The following is a 16,070-nucleotide window of genomic DNA, read 5'->3' as shown; positions in this document are numbered from 1 at the left end:
TGGCCGGTCAGGAAGGCACGCCAGGTCAGGATGCCAGCCACTCCCGCACGTGCCGCGTGAGGAAGGCCAGATCATCGGGGATGCCCTCGGGGCTTCCGGCGCGGTGGCCCCAGATGCTGGGGATGACGGCGAGCGTGCCGTGGCGCAGGTGCTCCAGCTCGGCTTCGTTATCGGCGACACGGAAATACAGGTCGGTTTCACTCGGCATCAGGAGAACTCTCGCCTGAATTCCGGCGAGCGCCGCAGCGAGATCACCGTCGTACATCGCACCCCGGCTGATGTCGGCCTCCTGCCAGGTGACCGCTGAAGCGTAGAGGTCGGCCGCCCGGATCTGTGCGAATGACTCCGCCCAGTCGGTGTGAAGGAACGTCTCCAGATCGGGGGCACCGAGTGCGGTCTCAAACAGGCGCTCGCGGTAAAAGTCCTGGCTGAGTCCCCAGCCGGCATAGACGTGTCCGAATGCGGTGAGCGCCAGGGTCGGCTCCGAGCTGAACCGTCCGCCACCTTCGTATTGCGGAGCCGCCTCCAGAATCCGCAGCAACCCCGAGAGGAACACGCGGTTGTGGATCGACGTTCGGCTGCTTCCACACACGATGATCGCCCGTTCCACGAAGTCAGGAAACAGCGCCGCCCAGTGGTAGGCCTGACCTGCACCCATCGAAAAACCGTATGTAGCTGCGACTCGCGTCACACCGAAGTGCTCCGTCACAAGGCGGTACTGCGCCCGCACGTTATCGGCCATCGTCACTGCACCCGGGTAGTCGTCATGATTCGAGGGCTGTGACGGGCTCGACGAGACCCCGTTGGCGAACATGTCGGGCACGATGATGAACCACTCGGTGGGATCGAGCACCTTCCCTGGCCCGATCAGCCAGGCCAGGTCGTCGTGGGTAGCGGTGTAGCTGCACGGGTAGACGATCACGTTGTCGCGCGCCTCATTCAGGGTGCCGTGCACCTGCCAGGTGAGCTGGGCATCCTTTATCGTTCCCCCGAGCTCAACCTCGAGATCGCCGAGCAGGAAAACACCCTGGGTCACTGGCCACGTTGCGCTCACAAAACCACTCCTTTGGGGAAGAAAGACACCGCTGTTTCAGCGGGTTAAGCGGATGGCGTCGGCCAGCCCGGATACGGAATCCAACGTTATATCAGGAGTATCGAAATAGGTCGGATACGGTTCGCCGGTGCGATTGACCCACGCGGTCTGCATCCCCGCTCGACTGGCCCCATGAATGTCCCACGGGTGAACGGCTACCAGCAGCAGTTCTCCCAGTGCGAGCCCGGAGGCCTCGGAGGCGAAACGGTACGCCTGTGCTGCGGGTTTCCACAGGGGTGCATCCTCGACCGACAGCAGATGAGAGAACTCTGCCCGCACACTCGCGTCGGCACAGAGCCGTGCGGCGAGATCGCTCGACCCGTTGCTCAGCGTCAACAGTTGCAACCCGTCCCCGGTCAGTGCCCGAACCCCATCGACGACATCGGGATGCAGCGACAGGTTTTTCAGCTTCTGCAGGATCGACTCCACGGCCTCGTCGAGCGATAAACGCAGCGCAACTGAGTGGAGCACCACCCGCAACTGCAGCTCTGCGATCGTCACAAAGCGCGCGCTTTCTCCCACCGTAGACAGGGCGAATCCGTCCCGAAGCACCCCGGCGAACCAGGTCTTCGCGAGCGATCCCGGTGCACCCACCGCCTCAAAAGCATCCGCCATCGGGCGCAGATCTGACAGCGTCTCGTTGACGTCGAAAACGACCCCTCGGATGCCGGTGGTCGGATGTTCGATCGTCGTTGGCGCCGTCATGCTGCCAGTGTGTCACGCAATTCCGCACGGTGCGATTGCGGCATTATGAAGTGGTGGCTTGGGGTCGTGGTGGCTTTGGGGCTTGGTGGCGTGGTGGCTTGGGGCTTGATGGCTTGGGGAAGATCGCGGCAACGTCCCTCGTGCCGACCAATGCCACCCGCCACGGAAACGAGATCGCTGGCTGCAAGACTGTAGTCATGAGCCAACAGCCGGGTACTCAGGCCAGCCACGCGAACTCATCCACCATGACTGCCGTCATCACCGTGGGCGTTGGTGGCTTCGAACAACTGGTGCTTGGCGAAGTGCCCAGGCCGGCGGCCGGACCCGGAGAAGTCCTTGTTCTGGTGCTCGCGGCAGGCGTGAACAACACCGACATCAACACCCGACTCGGCTGGTATTCGTCTCAGGTGTCGACTGCAACCAACGAATCATTCGTCGCACTGGGTGACAACTCGATGAATGACGACAGGGCAGATCGCACCGACGGCGGCTGGAATGCGACAACACCGTTTCCACTCATCCAGGGCGCAGACTGCTGTGGCCGTGTCGTCGCGGTGGGCGCCGGAGTCGACGAGGCCATCGTGGGTGCCCGCGTGCTCATTCGCTCGTGCATGGCTCTTGGCCGGGAAGACACACGCGACACGGAGTGGCTCGGTTCTGATCGTGACGGCGCATTCGCACAATTCACCGTGGCCCGCGCCCGCGATGTGTTCCCGATTCAGAGCACGTGGAGCGATGCCGAGCTGGCAACAATTCCCTGTGCCTACGGCACCGCAGAAAACATGGTGAGCCGTGCCGGGATCACGAAAGGAACGCGTGTGCTCGTGTCCGGGGCGTCCGGGGGCGTGGGATCGGCCGTGGTGCAGCTCGCAAAACGACGTGGCGCCTACGTCATCGGGATCGCGAGCGCCGCGAAACGCGCGCGCGTCATCGAAATTGGTGCCGATGAGGTTCTCGAGCGGGGGCAGGACCCCGTGTTGGAGCTTGGTGCCAAGAGCGTCGACGTTGTGATCGACAATGTCGCAGGCAGCGGTTTTGGTGGGATGCTCGCGGTGCTCCGCCGCGGAGGTGTTTATGTGACGTCGGGTGCGATCGCTGGCCCCATCGTCGAACTCGACCTACAGGCCCTGTACTTGGCGGATCTGCGTCTCATCGGCTGCACCGCCTGGGATGAGCATGTTTTTACTGACGTGGTGTCGTACGTCGAACGCGGTGAGATCCGACCACTGCTCGAGCGCACCTATCCCATGAGCGAGATCGTCGCGGCACAGCGCGATTTTTTGGACAAACGCCACGTGGGCAACATCGTTTTGCTCCCGCCGCAATGAGGGCGATGCACGCAGGTCGGATTGTGGTGGCTGCACCACCCCTGGCCGGGCGATGGCCAGCGATATCCATGCCGATGTTCGAATCGCAGATCAGTGAGCAGTTGGAGTTGGCCTCGACGAGGCGAAACCAGCATGTCACCCGTAAAAAACAAAAGGCCCGAGGACCGGGCCATCAAGCTGGGGTACCTGGACTCGAACCAAGAACAAAAGAATCAGAATCTTCCGTGTTGCCAATTACACCATACCCCACCGTGCCCAGCGCGAACCGGGTCGACTCGTCACTCTAACCTACGGGTGGGGGGTCGCCCAAATGCGGGGCGGGCTGTGCGTGAGGGCGGGCGGGCTGTCGGCATGGCGTGGCAGACTTCGAGCAGCCCGTACCTCCACACCTCCACCTTGCCGAATCGAGCCAGCCACGCCATCCGTCGTCGTCGTTCTCAGCACCTGGCGGTTCGACGTCGTCTCGGTCATCGTCATCGTGCTAGCCGGTGGGCTGTACATCGCGGGCGTGATGTCGCTGCGCCGGCGAAATATCGTCTGGCCGGGCATCCGCATCATCTGGTTCTTCGCACTCGGCCTCGGGTCATTCGCCGTCGTGAATCTGGGATTTCTTGGTGTGTGGAGCACCGACATGCGGTGGGCATTCACGACCCGCATTGCCCTGCTTCTGTTTGCCGTGCCCGGCTTGCTGAGCATGGGTGCTCCCGTCGCACTCGCACGACTCGTGCTCACCGGAGGATCCCTGAGGAGAATGAATACTGTTCTCGGATCCTGGCCCGTTCGGCTGGCCGGTAATGCTGTGTTCGCACCGCTGTTCGCCCTCGTGGCCTTCTCGGTGTTTCTCACGCCGCTCGCTGGCAGCCTGCGCGAGAGTTCGTTTGCTGGCAGTGTGCTCACGGTGGCTGTGCCCCAAATGGGCCTGCTGATGGTGCTGCCGATCATCGAGAACACGACCCAGCGCACGAGCTTCTTCATCACGGTGGAGTTCCTGCTGGTTTTTGTGGAGTTGGTCGTCGACGCGATCCCGGGCATCCTTCTTCGGCTGAACAACCACATACTCGATGGGCTCGGGCAGGCCGCCGGTGCGCTGCCAGCCTGGTTCCCTTCGGCATATCACGACCAGCATCTTTCGGGAGACCTGCTCTGGTTCATCGCCGAAGTCGCCGATGTGCCGGTGCTGATTCTGCTGTTTGTGCGCTGGTCCCGCATCGACCGCTCGGAAGCGAAGGCGCTCGACGCTTTGACCGACGATGAAATGGATGCCCTCACACGCGAGCACCTGCGACGGCCGCGCGAGTAGCGGTGCAGCCGCTGGTTAGAGTGCAGCCGCCAACCGAGACAGCCGCGCGAGCGTCGACTCCTTGCCGAGCAGCTGCATCGACTCGAACAGCGGCGGGCTGATCCGCTTGCCTGACAGTGCCGTGCGCAGCGGACCGAACGCGACGCGGGGCTTCAGTCCGCCACCCTCGATGAGTTCAGCGCGCAAGACTCGCTCGATCTCGACGTGCGACCATTCGTTGAGCTGCCGGAGCGCCCCGACCGCAGCATCCAGGATCTCGGCTGAGCCCGCCGAGGGTGTGGCATCCGCGTCGACCTCTATCGAGTCATCCGCTGCGAAGAAGAATCCGAGCAGACCCGGCGCCTCGCCGAGCAGCTGCATGCGCTCCTGCACGAGTGGACCGGCCTCACGCAGGATTGCCAGCTCGGTACCCGTCGGCGGATCGGAGACAAGCCCCGACAGGTAGGGCAGGAGGCGCTGCACGAAAACATCCGGGGCGAGCAGGCGAATGTGATCGCCGTTGATCGACTCGGCCTTCTTCAGGTCGAACCGGGCCGGGTTGGGGTTGACGTTCACGACGTCGAAGGCGGCGACCATCTCATCCATGGTGAACACGTCGCGGTCGTGGCTGAGTGACCAGCCGAGCAGCGAGAGGTAATTGAGCAAGCCCTCGGGGATGAATCCACGCTCGCGGTGGTGGAACAGGTTGGACTCCGGATCGCGCTTGGAGAGCTTCTTGTTGCCCTCTCCCATCACGTAGGGCATGTGGCCGAAGCGCGGGATGGCGGTAGCAACACCGATCTCGATCAGCGCGTGATAGAGCGCGATTTGCCGCGGCGTTGACGACAGTAGGTCCTCGCCGCGTAGCACGTGGGTGATGCCCATGAGCGCGTCATCCACGGGGTTGACAAAGGTGTAGAGCGGGGCGCCGTTCGGGCGCACGACCACGAAGTCGACGAAGGATCCGGCGGGAAAGGTGATCCCGCCGCGCACCAGGTCGTCAAAGGAGAGGTCGGTGTCCGGCACGCGCAGGCGCAGGGCGGGTGTGCGTCCCTCAGCGCGATACGCGGCCTTCGCCTCCTCGCCCAGATCACGTTCGAAGTTGTCGTAGCCCTGCTTCGGATCCCGACCGTTCTGGATGTTACGGGCCTCGATCTCCTCCGCCGTGGCGTAGCTCTCGTAGAGGTGCCCGCTCGCCCGAAGCCGCTCGATGAGGCCAGTGTAGATCTCGCCGCGCTGGGACTGGCGGTAGGGCTCGTGCGGGCCGCCGACTCCGACGCCCTCGTCCCACTCGATGTTCAGCCAGCTGAGCGCATCCAGAAGCTGCAGGTAGCTCTCCTCGCTGTCACGCGCGGCATCCGTGTCTTCAATGCGGAAGACCAGTTTGCCCCCGGTATGCCGGGCGTAGGCCCAGTTGAAGAGGGCCGTGCGGATAAGCCCGACGTGCGGGGTACCGGTGGGCGAGGGGCAGAAACGGACGCGGACGTCGGCTCCGGTGGCGGTACTGAAAGAGGGTGACATAGCCAGCTAACTCTATCGGGGGCGGGTGTGGGGCACCCCGAGCCGCGGCGCCCGCGCCCGGCACCCCGCTCCGCTCCGCCTGCCGGGGACCACGCGCCCGTTCGTCAGCCATGCGGCACTTCATTTGGCGGCATGGCTGACAAAAAGGCGCATAGTGTGCTGGAACACTGGTCGGCTGCGGTGAAATCAGGTCCGCGCGCGGCCCCACGCCCGGCGACTGAGCACGATTCCGATCACGATGGAGGCGAGGATCGGGCCAACAAGGCCACCGAACAGCAGGGCGTGCCACATCGCTAATCCCGATCCGGCGAGCGCGAGGATGCCGAAGAGCAGCACCCCAACGGCCGGCGGCACGATCGTTGCGATGAGCTTCTCGTTTCGAGTCCAGAGGGGCGATGCCCACAGCATCATGATGCCTGCCACCCAGCCTGCCAACGGAACCACGAGGACTCCGAATTCGAGAAGCGCCGCCGTCACGACGACATACCAGCGCTGCTCGGATACCCGGGGTGGGGCAACCACCAGTTTGGTCGACTTCGGGCCTGTCGACCTGGGCGCGACACCCGCACGGGCCTCCGCCGCAATAAACGCTGGATCGCCGAGGGATTCGATGCGGGACGCCGCGGCCGAGGCATCCAGTCCCTCCAGCTCCTCGGCGATGCCAGCCACGATGCCCTGGCGCACCTCGCCGGGCACCCCGGCTAACTCCCGGTCGAGCTCGGCGAGATAGTCACGAACCACACCTGGGATGCTGGGTTTCGTCATGGGGTGTCCTCTCCGACGAGCTCGTGCACGGTACGGGCGAACGGCCCCCAGTGAGTGCGGAAGGCCGCGAGCTGGCGGTGTCCGCTCTCGGTAACGCGGTAGTAGCGGCGGGATGGTCCGGCATCCGACTGCTGATCGAAGCTGCTGACCAGCCCCTGGGCGCGCAACCGGCCGAGAATCGGGTAGAGGGTGCCGATGCTCGCGATCAGGCCGCGTGAGACGAGGCCTTCCGAGAGCTTCCAGCCATAGGTCGGCTCGGTCGCGAGCAGCCCAAGGATGCAGTACTCGACCACTCCCTTGCGGAGTTGCGCCCCCACATCCACTGTCATGCATTGCACATTAGCTTGCATCGCACGTTAGCGCAATGCGCGGGGCCGCGGGCTCACCGTCAGCGACCAACCGCGCTGTCGTAAGTCAGCCATGCGGCCAAACGAAGGCCCGCATGGCTGACAAACGGGCGCGTGGTGCGCCAGATGCTGGATTTGGCCCGGACCCATCCGCATGCGCAGCCGTCAGGAGAGGAAGACCACAGCCAGACCGAGGCCGAGTGTCGCGACCCACGACACCAGCCCGGCCGCAAGGGCCCGCAGGCCCGAACGAGCGAGTTGCTCGAGGCGAAGCGAGGCGCCGATGCCGAACAGCGCGGTGGCAAGGAGTGCCGACTGCACGACGTCCGCTGACGCGAGCAGGGCATCCGGCAGCGGGATCAGAGAGCGCACAAGCACTGCCGCGACGAATCCCAGGATGAACAGCGGAACGATTGGCGGCCGTTTCGATGAGGCTGCCGACGAGGCTGCCGATGAGGCATCCAGCGAGACATCCGGCGTGGCATCCAGTGAGGCATCCGCCGCGGAATCCCGTCTCCGGGTCTGGATCGAGGCGATCGCGACTATTGGCGCGAGCATCAGAACCCGGGTGAGCTTGACGACGACCGCAACCGCGAGGGCGACCGCACCCGCCGTCTGGGCCGTGGCGACGACCTGACCGACGTCGTGAACGCTCGCCCCCACCCAGTGCCCGAATTGGCGGTTATCGAGGCGGAGCAGCGAGGCGAGGGCCGGCAGCACGACGATGGCGAGAGTGCCATACAGGGTGACGAGTGTGATCGGCGTACCGGTATCCGTCTCGCGGGATCGGCGCGCGGCGGCCATGGCACCGACCGCCGATACGCCGCAGATCGAGAACCCGGCCGCCATGAGAACAGCCTGGTCGCCCTCCAGATGAAACAGTCGGCAGACGAGCCAGGTGATTCCGAAGCTGGCGGCGACGAGTACTACGATCGCGAGGATCGCGACCCAGCCGAGGCGCGCGATGTCGACCAGGCTGAGTTTGAGTCCGAGCACCACGATGCCGAGTCTCAGCAGGCGGCGCCCGGCGAGTGCGAGGCCCGGCGCAAGCGCACCATCCAGCGTGTGTCGGAGGGGTGGAATCGAGCCGGCCAGCACGCCAAGGATGAGCGCGGCGGTGAGCCACGGAAGACCGGGAAGTAGAAGGTGCACCCCGTAACCCGCGGTCGCCCCCACAACGGCGAGAGTGAGGCCGGGGAGCCAGCGGATGCGGGTCATTGCCGTCAGGCCGCGATGCGGTCGCGGGGCGACTCACTCGACGAGTGAGTCACACGCGGTTCTTCGCGGGGTTGCTCAGAGTGCCGATTCCCTCGATCGTGATATCGATCGTCTGTCCATCGAGGAATCCGCCGAGGCCCGCGGGTGTGCCGGTCATGATCACGTCGCCGGGTAGCAGGGTGAAGACATCCGAGACGTATTCGATGATTTCGGGGACCGTGTGCAGCATGTCGCGAGTGTTGCCGGATCGGCGCGGTTCGCCATCGACATAGGTCTGAATCTCGAGGTTCGACCAGTCCAACTCGGTTTCGATCACCGGGCCGAGCGGCGCGAAGGTGTCGTAGCCCTTGGCACGGGCCCACTGTCCATCCGCAAACATCTGATCGCGGGCCGACACATCATTGCCGATCGTGTAGCCGAAGACCACGTCGGCGTAGTCGGCGGCCTTGACCCTCTTGGCGATTTTGCCGATCACGATCACGAGTTCTCCCTCGTGCACAATGCGTCCCTCGACCGGTGGTATCTGGATCGTATCGCCAGGACCGACCACTGCCGTGTTCGGCTTGAGGAAGATGAGCGGCGCTGTGGGGCTCGCCAATTCGTTTTTCAGTTCGTCGCGATGGGCGGCGTAGTTGAGGCCGATACAGACGACCTTCGAGCGTGGGATGACCGGGGCCAGCAGCTTTACATCGCTCGCGGCGACGCGCTGGCCGGTGGTGCCGAATCCGCTGAACATCGGATCACCGGAGAGCACAACGAAGTCATCTCCGTCGAGGATGCCGTACCGCGGATCGGCGCCGTCGATCGAGAAGCGAGCAACCTTCACTCGGCTGGAGCTTCGTGAGCTGCCGGAGCGGCGTGAGCAGCATCGGCCGTCGAGTCTGTGCTGCCTGCCGAAACCGTGCTGCCTGCCGAATCAGCGCTATCGAGCCGCATCATCCAGCCGTGACGATCTTCACCGGTGCCGTATTGGATGCCCGTGAGCTCGGCCCGCAGCGACAGTGCGAGCGCGCTGCTTTCGTGCACGATCTCGAAGCCCTCGGCCTTGAGATGTCCGATCGGAGCGACGACCGCTGCCGTGCCACACGCGAAGGCCTCGACGATGTCGCCGGATGCTGCGCCCTCGCGCCACTCGTCGATGGTCACGCGTCGACGCTCAACGGTGTGCCCGCGGTCTTCGGCAAGCTGCAGGATGGACTCGCGGGTGATGCCTTCGAGGATGCTGTCGGATGCCGGAGTCAGAAGCGTGCCATCTTTCTTCACGAGCACGATGTTCATGCCACCGAGTTCCTCGAGAAACCTCTCCTCCTCGGAGTCGAGGAAGAGCACTTGCGCACAGCCGTGCTCATAGGCCTCCGCCTGGGCGATGAGCGAGGAAGCGTAGTTGCCACCGGTCTTTGCCGCACCCGTGCCGCCCTTACCCGCACGCGAATAGGTGGTCGACAGCCAGATGGAGACTGGGGCGAGGCCGCCGGTGAAGTAGGCGCCAGCTGGGCTGGCAATCACGTAGAAGTTCACTTTCTCTGCCGGGCGCACCCCAAGGAAGGCCTCTTTGGCAAACATGAACGGACGAAGGTAGAGGCTCGTATCAGGCGCTGTTGGCACCCAGTCGCCGTCCGCAGCGATGAGCTCCCGCAGTGAGTCGAGAAAATACTCGGTCGGCAGCTCGGGCAGCGCGAGGCGCCGCGCAGACCGCTGCATCCGCGCCGCATTAGCCTCGGGACGGAAGCTCCAGATCGAGCCATCCGCGTGCCGGTAGGCCTTGAGTCCCTCGAAGATCTCCTGCCCGTAATGCAGCACCGCTGCCGCCGGATCGAGCTCGATCGGGCCGTAGGGCTGCACCCGAGGGCGATGCCAGCCACCACCGGCGGACCAGCAGATATCGACCATGTGGTCGGTGAAGTGTTTGCCGAACCCCGGATCGGCGAGGATCTCGTTGCGCTTGAGCTCGGCGAGCGCCTCGGGGTTGTGCCGACGGGTGAAGTTGAGCGTGACCGGAGCGAGCAGGTTTTTCATTGGATCCCTATTTTCGTACGAGTTCTTAATTGTGCGACACGAGTGAGCGGATCGCGTCGCCAACCTGGGAGGTGCTTCTCACCGTGGTACCGCGCGACGCGAGATCGGCCGTGACCGCGGCGGTCACCGTGGCCGCAGCATCCGCCAGGCCGAGATGATCGAGCAGGAGCGCGACCGAGAGGATGGCGGCGGTCGGATCGGCCTTGTGCTGCCCGGCGATGTCGGGGGCTGAGCCGTGTACCGGCTCGAACATGGACGGAAACGTGCCCTCTGGATTGATATTGCCCGATGCCGCGAGTCCGATACCACCGCTGATCGCCGCTGCGAGGTCGGTGAGGATGTCGCCGAAAAGGTTGTCGGTGACGACAACGTCAAACCTCGCCGGGTCGGTGACGAGGAAGATGGTGGCGGCATCGACATGGAGGTAGTCCACCGAGATGGCCGGATATTCGAGGGCCACTCGGTCAACAGTGCGCTGCCAGAGGCTGCCCGCGTTGGTGAGCACGTTCGTCTTGTGCACCAGCGTCAGCTTCTGGCGCGGTCGAGCGGATGCCACGGCGAAACCGTAGCGCACCAGGCGTTCGACGCCGAAGGCAGTGTTCACCGACACTTCGTTGGCAACCTCATTCGGTGTGCCGACTCGGATCACCCCACCGTTACCCACATAAGGACCCTCGGTGCCCTCGCGCACCACGACGAAGTCGACGGTGCCAGGGTCGGCAAGCGGAGACGTGATGCCTGGCAACAGCCGAGTCGGACGCAGGTTGACGTAGTGATCGAGGGCGAAGCGCAACCGAAGAAGCAAGCCTCGCTCGATCAACCCGCCGGCCAGGCGGGGATCCCGCGGATCGCCACCGACGGCGCCGAGCAGGATGGCGTCGTGCCGCTTGAGTTCGGCGAGCCCCGCATCGCTCAGGATCTCCCCGGTGGCGAGGTAATGCGCAGCTCCGAAGGGGAAGTGAGTGGTGGTGAGTTCGACCTCCGCCGGGATCACCGCTTCGAGAACTTTCACCGCTTCGCCGATCACCTCTGGGCCGATCCCATCACCGGGGATGAGAGCGAGTGAGATGCTGCGGAACATGGGATGACTCCAGGGGAGAAAGCTGACGGGGAGCGGATGTGGCACGGCCGATTCGGGCTGGTGACCAGCGTACCCGCAGGGCATCGATGTACGTTTTACTCCCCATCCGAGGGACAAATGACTACAATTGTGATCACGCATTGATCGGGCGCGCCAGTTACGGCGCACCTTTACAAGGCACAACAGCACTGGAAGGGCTCATCATGGGTATCGGTACAGGCATCTTTCTTTTCGTCATCGGCGCGGTTATCGCATTCGCCGTCAGTTTCACAGTCCCGGGGGTAAACCTCATCCTCATCGGCTATCTGCTCATGGGGGCCGGTGTGGTGGTCTTTCTGATCTCGATCATCATGGCCACGCGCAAGCGGTCGACGATATCGACCACGCGTACGGCTGTCGACGCGACCGGAAACGAGAAGAGCACCAGCCAGGAAACCCGGGGAGACGTCGTCTAGTCATCCCACCTGCTGCAACGCGCCTCCCTTTCGGGTTCGAAAGGGGGGCGCGTCTTCGTTGGTTCGACGGGTTGACCGTCAGTCGGTGATGTCGATCTCGCGCAGAAGATCCGCCTGGATCGCCAGACGCACCGTCTCGAGGAGTCCAACGGGTGCTGGAGAGTCGACGGTGAGCACGCTCAGCGCCTGACCGCCGGCCTCGCGGCGGCTGATCTGCATGGCCGCGATGTTGATTCCGGCCTCGCCGAACTCTTTGCCGTAGACCGCAACGATTCCGGGGCGGTCGGTGTAGATCATCACGATGAGGTGCTCGGCGACCGGCACCTCCACGTCATACCCGTTGATTTCGACGATCTTCTGCGCCTGCTTGGATCCGGTGAGAGTGCCAGAGACCGAGATCTGGCTGCCGTCGCTGAGGGTGCCGCGGATGGTCAGAAGGTTGCGGTATTCATCGCTCACCGCATCCGTCGTGAGGCGCACGGTGATGCCCCGCTGCTCGGCGAGCAGCGGAGCGTTCACGTAGCTCACGGATTCGCTCACGACGTTGGTGAAGATGCCCTTGAGTGCAGCGAGCTTCAGCACCTTCACGTCGAACTCGACGATCTCCCCGCGGATTTCGACATCGACTGCGGTGATCGGACTCGAGGCGAGCCCGGCGAAGAGCTGTCCGAGCTTCTCCATCAGGGGGATCCCCGGCCGCACGCTCGTATCGATGACGCCGCCGGCCACATTCACGGCATCCGGCACGAGCTCGCCGGAGAGCGCGAGGCGCACGGACTTCGCAACCGACACGCCCGCTTTCTCCTGGGCCTCGTCGGTGGAAGCACCGAGGTGCGGGGTGACGACGATATTCGGCAGCGCCAGAAGTGGCGAGCCGACCGGCGGCTCGTGCACGAAAACATCGAGACCAGCACCGGCGATGGTGCCAGCAGTAAGCGCGCGGTAGAGGGCATCCTCGTCGATGAGTCCGCCCCGGGCGACGTTCACGATATAGGCCGTGTTCTTCATGAGTGCGAACTGCGCGTCGCCGATCATGCCGGTGGTCTCGGGGGTCCTCGGCATGTGGATGGTCACGAAGTCGCTCTGGGCGAGCAACTCATCGAGGCTGAGCAATGTGACGCCGAGCTGCTGGGCGCGAGCGGCGGTGACATACGGATCGTAGGCGACGATTTTCGTTCCGAACGCCTGCATGCGGGCGGTGATCAGTGCACCGATGCGTCCGAGCCCGATGATGCCGATCGTCTTCTCGAAGATCTCGACCCCGGTGTACTTCGAGCGCTTCCATTGACCGTCAGCGAGAGCGCCGTGAGCGGCCGGGATGTGTCGCGCAAGATTCAGGATGTGGCCGACCGTGAGCTCGGCCGCCGAGATGATGTTTGACGTGGGCGCATTGACCACCATGACACCCGCTTCCGTCGCGGCCCTGATGTCCACGTTGTCGAGCCCGACGCCGGCGCGCGCCACGACCTTCAAATGCTTTGCGGCGGCGATTGCCTCGGCATCTACCTGGGTCGCAGAGCGGATTAGCACCGCGCTGGCCTCGGCGAGCGCGGCGAGCAGGGCCGGCCGGTCTGTGCCGTCCACGGAACGCACGTCGAAGTCCGGACCGAGGGCCTCGACGGTAGCAGGAGAGAGTTCTTCAGCGATCACAACGATCGGCTTTGCCACGAATCGGATCCTTCGTTTGGAAGTAGGGGGGATGCCGCGACACGATGGACGCTCCGGCCATTGAACTTTAGCCCACCACCGCCAAGCCCCTGACAGTTGGACGCCCGTCGATGCCGGGCGCGCAAGGACGTCTCTGCAAGGATTGCCCGATGACCACCTTCGAAACCGTGCAGCTCGTGCTTCGCATCCTGCTGGCCATCATGTTCGTCGGCGTGGGGATCACCCACTTCCGGCCGGGGCCCGCGCGGGGTATGGCCGCAATGATCCCCGAATACATCACGCGCGGCGGCCTGATCAGCGGCCGGACTCTTGTACGGTTCACCGGTGTGTGCGAGATCGCCGGCGGCATCGGGCTGCTCGTGCCCGTGACCACGTTCCTCGCTGGCATCATGCTGGTGGTTTTTCTTATCGCGGTGTTTCCGGCGAATCACTTCGCATCCCAGCATCCGGAGCGGTTCGGTGCCGCCGCCATTCCGTTCTGGCCGCGCTATATCGCCCAGCTGGTGGTCATCGCTGTGATTCTGGTGTCGATCGTGACGGTGCCGCGCTAGTTGCGCACGGCATCGGGTCAGGCGAGGGCCTCGACCGATAGCGTCGCGGCGGCAACCAGCGTGAGCCCGACCACGAAGAGCAGCACTCTGAGCAGCACGGCTTTTCTACGTCCGATGAACACAGCCAACGCGAAGACGACCGGCGCAAGGAGAACATCGATCACCAGCCACCCCCAGGGGATGGGCACGGGGTCGAGTTTCACCACGGCTCGCGCCTCGTTGTAGAGCGTGATCTGCGAGGTGACGCCGACCACGTTCGAGATCGCTTCGAAGAGGTCGTACGCGTAGAAGAGCCCGAACAGAATGGCGATCGTGAGACTGAGCCAGCCGATGCGTGCGAATCGGCGCGGCTCGACATCCGCTCTGCCCGTCGTGGGGAGAGGCGACCCAGTATCTGACGTCGTGCCGGCATCGGGGCGAGAGTCGGCGGAATCATCGTTGGTCATCAGGCTCCCAATCCGAGAATGAACGGCCAGGGCGCGAGGAGAACGACACCGACCAGCAGCCAGATGATGCGCACTCCGGCACGTCGCTCACGGGCGAGCACGAGAACGCCAATGAACCAGGCTGCTGGTGCCGCGATCGCGAGAACCTGGCCGAGACGGTACATGAAGACGAAGAAGAGGGTCGCGGATGGCACGGTGCTGCGCTGCATCCCGATGAGCCAGCCGACGGTGTACAGCAGAAAGATTCCTCCGAACACACCGAGGGTTACCAGCAGGGCAGAACTCGTGCCCGGTTCGTGCGGCTCATCCGAATCGGCTGCCTGCTCAGCAACCGGGGCTTCGACATGGGTCGGGTCGTTTTCGGCGCCCCAGCTGAGGCCTTCTTCGTAATTATCGACAGCCACGGGAGGCCGACCTCAGCGATCCAGGCGAAGCTGGATGACTTCGACCAGGTGTGGGAACAACGGGTGTTCCGGCTCGACTCCGGTGATTTCGACCGCAAGTATGTCAGCGGGCAGGCCACTCGAAAGCAGTTCCTGCAGCTGAACGCTCTCCTCGTCCCCCGCGACATCGAAGCGCAGTGCGGCCCCGACCGCATTCAGCAGGTCCCAAGCTGGCATTCCGCGCTCGGCGAGCTCGGCCGCTGGCCCGATGAAGCGTTCGTTGCGACCGAGCTTGCGCATCGGATTGCGACCGACCCGCTCGCAGGTGTCGGGCAGATGCGGATTGGAGATGCGGATGAGTGTCTTCTCGATGTAGGCCTGCTGTTCATCGGCGTCGAACCCGTGTTTGGCGACCAGGAGTGACTTCGTCTCGGCGAGCACGGCGCGCACCTCGGACTGCAGTTCGGGGGTGGCGAGAGCTTCGCGGATCGACACCCAGCCGCGATCGATGCCGTGGTAAGCCGCGGCGGCATGAGCGGCGTTCACCGTGAACAGCTTGCGTTCGATGAAGGGAGCCAGGTCGTCCACCCAGGAGATGCCGTGGATCTCGGGAGTGTGGCCGGCACCGTCATGGCCGTGGAACGGTGTGCGGTCGACGACCCACTCGTAGAAGGATTCGATCGTGACATCCAGTCCGCCGTGCTGCTCTGGCACGATGCGGTCGATCGCACAGTTGGCGAAGACGGCGTTGTGACCGGGCGTGTGCTTTCGCACGTGCCCCGCGAGGATGTCGGTGCCGCCAAGAGCGTTTTCGCAGGCGATGACCGTGAGCTTGGCTGCTCCCGCGGTGCGGGCATCAAGACCCTTGGCGATGATGGGGGCGATGAATTGCAGGATGCGCGCCCCCACGGCGGTAGTGACAACATCGGCGGCAGCGATGGCGGCGACGACCTCGGCCTCATGGGTGCGGCTGTTCAGGGCCCGGAAGTTGTCGACAACGCTCGACGTGGAATGCTCGCCAACCTCGTGCACGTGATAACTGTCGGCGGCCTGTAGCTCTGCGATCATGTCGTCGTTGACGTCGGCGAAGATCACCTGGTAGCCGCTCACGTGCAAAAACTGGGCGACAAAACCGCGGCCGATGTTGCCGGCGCCGAAATGCACAGCGGTCTTGTTGCTCATGGCCGCCAATTCTACCGGCGCGTCATCCGGCG

17 protein-coding genes and 1 tRNA gene are annotated in these 16,070 nt (G+C 64.2%); 4 read left to right on the top strand and 14 right to left on the bottom strand.

Translation table 11 applies throughout. The features are described from left to right. Positions 1-25 precede the first annotated feature (25 nt). Positions 26-1,054 carry an alpha/beta fold hydrolase gene (locus IWX88_RS02520; RefSeq protein ID WP_196826823.1) on the bottom strand — a complete coding sequence of 343 codons (1,029 nt, stop codon included), beginning with the start codon at positions 1,052-1,054 and terminating at the stop codon, positions 26-28. Between the two features lie 36 nt (positions 1,055-1,090). Next, a complete protein-coding gene (locus tag IWX88_RS02515; protein ID WP_196826821.1) occupies positions 1,091-1,798 on the bottom strand; it encodes a haloacid dehalogenase type II in 708 nt (235 codons plus the stop codon). Positions 1,799-1,995: 197 nt separating this feature from the next. Here IWX88_RS02515 and IWX88_RS02510 point away from each other — a divergent pair, with 197 nt between their 5' ends. Continuing rightward, on the top strand, positions 1,996-3,126 hold the full coding sequence (locus IWX88_RS02510) for a zinc-binding dehydrogenase (RefSeq protein WP_231368734.1): 1,131 nt from the start codon (positions 1,996-1,998) through the stop codon (positions 3,124-3,126). Positions 3,127-3,303: 177 nt separating this feature from the next. Here IWX88_RS02510 and IWX88_RS02505 read toward each other — a convergent pair. Continuing rightward, a tRNA-Gln gene (locus IWX88_RS02505) sits at positions 3,304-3,375 on the bottom strand. A gap of 61 nt (positions 3,376-3,436) precedes the next feature. Between IWX88_RS02505 and IWX88_RS02500 the strand changes: the two genes are divergently transcribed. Beyond that, positions 3,437-4,426, top strand: a complete 990-nt coding sequence (locus tag IWX88_RS02500; protein WP_196826819.1) for a cytochrome c oxidase assembly protein — start codon at positions 3,437-3,439, stop codon at positions 4,424-4,426. Between the two features lie 15 nt (positions 4,427-4,441). On the opposite strand, the gene gltX is transcribed toward IWX88_RS02500, so the two are convergent. The 7 genes from gltX to IWX88_RS02465 form a co-directional block, all read right to left on the bottom strand. Next, positions 4,442-5,926 carry a glutamate--tRNA ligase gene (gene gltX, locus IWX88_RS02495; protein ID WP_196826817.1) on the bottom strand — a complete coding sequence of 495 codons (1,485 nt, stop codon included), beginning with the start codon at positions 5,924-5,926 and terminating at the stop codon, positions 4,442-4,444. 186 nt (positions 5,927-6,112) lie between these two features. Then, positions 6,113-6,691 (bottom strand): hypothetical protein, encoded by a 579-nt coding sequence (locus IWX88_RS02490; protein WP_196826815.1) that lies wholly within the window; start codon positions 6,689-6,691, stop codon positions 6,113-6,115. Then, positions 6,688-7,020 (bottom strand): PadR family transcriptional regulator, encoded by a 333-nt coding sequence (locus tag IWX88_RS02485; protein ID WP_196826813.1) that lies wholly within the window; start codon positions 7,018-7,020, stop codon positions 6,688-6,690. Before IWX88_RS02485 ends, IWX88_RS02490 begins: the two co-directional genes overlap by 4 nt. A 183-nt stretch (positions 7,021-7,203) precedes the next feature. Continuing rightward, positions 7,204-8,256 carry a YeiH family protein gene (locus tag IWX88_RS02480; RefSeq protein ID WP_196826812.1) on the bottom strand — a complete coding sequence of 351 codons (1,053 nt, stop codon included), beginning with the start codon at positions 8,254-8,256 and terminating at the stop codon, positions 7,204-7,206. A gap of 49 nt (positions 8,257-8,305) precedes the next feature. After that, positions 8,306-9,082: a fumarylacetoacetate hydrolase family protein gene (locus IWX88_RS02475; RefSeq protein ID WP_196826810.1), complete on the bottom strand. Its 777-nt coding sequence runs from the start codon at positions 9,080-9,082 to the stop codon at positions 8,306-8,308. Beyond that, positions 9,079-10,272 carry a branched-chain amino acid aminotransferase gene (locus IWX88_RS02470; RefSeq protein WP_196826807.1) on the bottom strand — a complete coding sequence of 398 codons (1,194 nt, stop codon included), beginning with the start codon at positions 10,270-10,272 and terminating at the stop codon, positions 9,079-9,081. Before IWX88_RS02470 ends, IWX88_RS02475 begins: the two co-directional genes overlap by 4 nt. Before the next feature lie 25 nt (positions 10,273-10,297). Then, a complete protein-coding gene (locus tag IWX88_RS02465; RefSeq protein ID WP_196826805.1) occupies positions 10,298-11,353 on the bottom strand; it encodes a 3-isopropylmalate dehydrogenase in 1,056 nt (351 codons plus the stop codon). A 203-nt stretch (positions 11,354-11,556) separates the two neighbouring features. Between IWX88_RS02465 and IWX88_RS02460 the strand changes: the two genes are divergently transcribed. After that, positions 11,557-11,808 carry a DUF6458 family protein gene (locus IWX88_RS02460; protein WP_196826803.1) on the top strand — a complete coding sequence of 84 codons (252 nt, stop codon included), beginning with the start codon at positions 11,557-11,559 and terminating at the stop codon, positions 11,806-11,808. 78 nt (positions 11,809-11,886) lie between these two features. Here IWX88_RS02460 and serA read toward each other — a convergent pair whose 3' ends face one another. Further along, positions 11,887-13,476 carry a phosphoglycerate dehydrogenase gene (gene serA / locus IWX88_RS02455; RefSeq protein ID WP_196826801.1) on the bottom strand — a complete coding sequence of 530 codons (1,590 nt, stop codon included), beginning with the start codon at positions 13,474-13,476 and terminating at the stop codon, positions 11,887-11,889. A 149-nt stretch (positions 13,477-13,625) separates the two neighbouring features. Here serA and IWX88_RS02450 point away from each other — a divergent pair, with 149 nt between their 5' ends. Next, positions 13,626-14,027, top strand: a complete 402-nt coding sequence (locus IWX88_RS02450) for a DoxX family membrane protein (RefSeq protein WP_196826799.1) — start codon at positions 13,626-13,628, stop codon at positions 14,025-14,027. Between the two features lie 17 nt (positions 14,028-14,044). On the opposite strand, the gene IWX88_RS02445 is transcribed toward IWX88_RS02450, so the two are convergent. The 3 genes from IWX88_RS02445 to IWX88_RS02435 are packed head-to-tail and all read right to left on the bottom strand — an operon-like array spanning position 14,045 to position 16,038. Next, entirely contained in the window at positions 14,045-14,473 is a 429-nt protein-coding gene (locus IWX88_RS02445; RefSeq protein ID WP_196826797.1) for a hypothetical protein, read from the bottom strand. Then, on the bottom strand, positions 14,473-14,877 hold the full coding sequence (locus tag IWX88_RS02440; protein ID WP_196826795.1) for a hypothetical protein: 405 nt from the start codon (positions 14,875-14,877) through the stop codon (positions 14,473-14,475). The genes IWX88_RS02445 and IWX88_RS02440 overlap by 1 nt, the downstream gene beginning before the upstream one ends. 12 nt (positions 14,878-14,889) lie before the next feature. Next, positions 14,890-16,038, bottom strand: coding sequence for a mannitol-1-phosphate 5-dehydrogenase (locus tag IWX88_RS02435; protein ID WP_196826794.1), 1,149 nt, complete (start codon positions 16,036-16,038; stop codon positions 14,890-14,892). Positions 16,039-16,070: the final 32 nt, after the last annotated feature.

The organism is Frigoribacterium sp. CG_9.8 (assembly GCF_015751965.1).
GTDB lineage: Bacteria > Actinomycetota > Actinomycetes > Actinomycetales > Microbacteriaceae > Lacisediminihabitans.
Note: the sequence above shows the minus strand (reverse complement) of the source record. Positions and strands in the feature narration are given on the sequence as shown.

Excerpts from the sequence above, each read along its gene's own strand:
- IWX88_RS02515 (WP_196826821.1), bottom strand. The coding sequence starts at position 1,798 with ATGACGGCGCCAACGACGATCGAACATCCGACCACCGGCATCCGAGGG.
- IWX88_RS02510 (WP_231368734.1), top strand. The coding sequence starts at position 1,996 with ATGAGCCAACAGCCGGGTACTCAGGCCAGCCACGCGAACTCATCCACC.
- IWX88_RS02500 (WP_196826819.1), top strand. The coding sequence starts at position 3,437 with ATGCGGGGCGGGCTGTGCGTGAGGGCGGGCGGGCTGTCGGCATGGCGT.
- gltX (WP_196826817.1), bottom strand. The coding sequence starts at position 5,926 with ATGTCACCCTCTTTCAGTACCGCCACCGGAGCCGACGTCCGCGTCCGT.
- IWX88_RS02490 (WP_196826815.1), bottom strand. The coding sequence starts at position 6,691 with ATGACGAAACCCAGCATCCCAGGTGTGGTTCGTGACTATCTCGCCGAG.
- IWX88_RS02485 (WP_196826813.1), bottom strand. The coding sequence starts at position 7,020 with ATGACAGTGGATGTGGGGGCGCAACTCCGCAAGGGAGTGGTCGAGTAC.
- IWX88_RS02480 (WP_196826812.1), bottom strand. The coding sequence starts at position 8,256 with ATGACCCGCATCCGCTGGCTCCCCGGCCTCACTCTCGCCGTTGTGGGG.
- IWX88_RS02470 (WP_196826807.1), bottom strand. The coding sequence starts at position 10,272 with ATGAAAAACCTGCTCGCTCCGGTCACGCTCAACTTCACCCGTCGGCAC.
- IWX88_RS02465 (WP_196826805.1), bottom strand. The coding sequence starts at position 11,353 with ATGTTCCGCAGCATCTCACTCGCTCTCATCCCCGGTGATGGGATCGGC.
- IWX88_RS02460 (WP_196826803.1), top strand. The coding sequence starts at position 11,557 with ATGGGTATCGGTACAGGCATCTTTCTTTTCGTCATCGGCGCGGTTATC.
- IWX88_RS02450 (WP_196826799.1), top strand. The coding sequence starts at position 13,626 with ATGACCACCTTCGAAACCGTGCAGCTCGTGCTTCGCATCCTGCTGGCC.
- IWX88_RS02445 (WP_196826797.1), bottom strand. The coding sequence starts at position 14,473 with ATGACCAACGATGATTCCGCCGACTCTCGCCCCGATGCCGGCACGACG.
- IWX88_RS02435 (WP_196826794.1), bottom strand. The coding sequence starts at position 16,038 with ATGAGCAACAAGACCGCTGTGCATTTCGGCGCCGGCAACATCGGCCGC.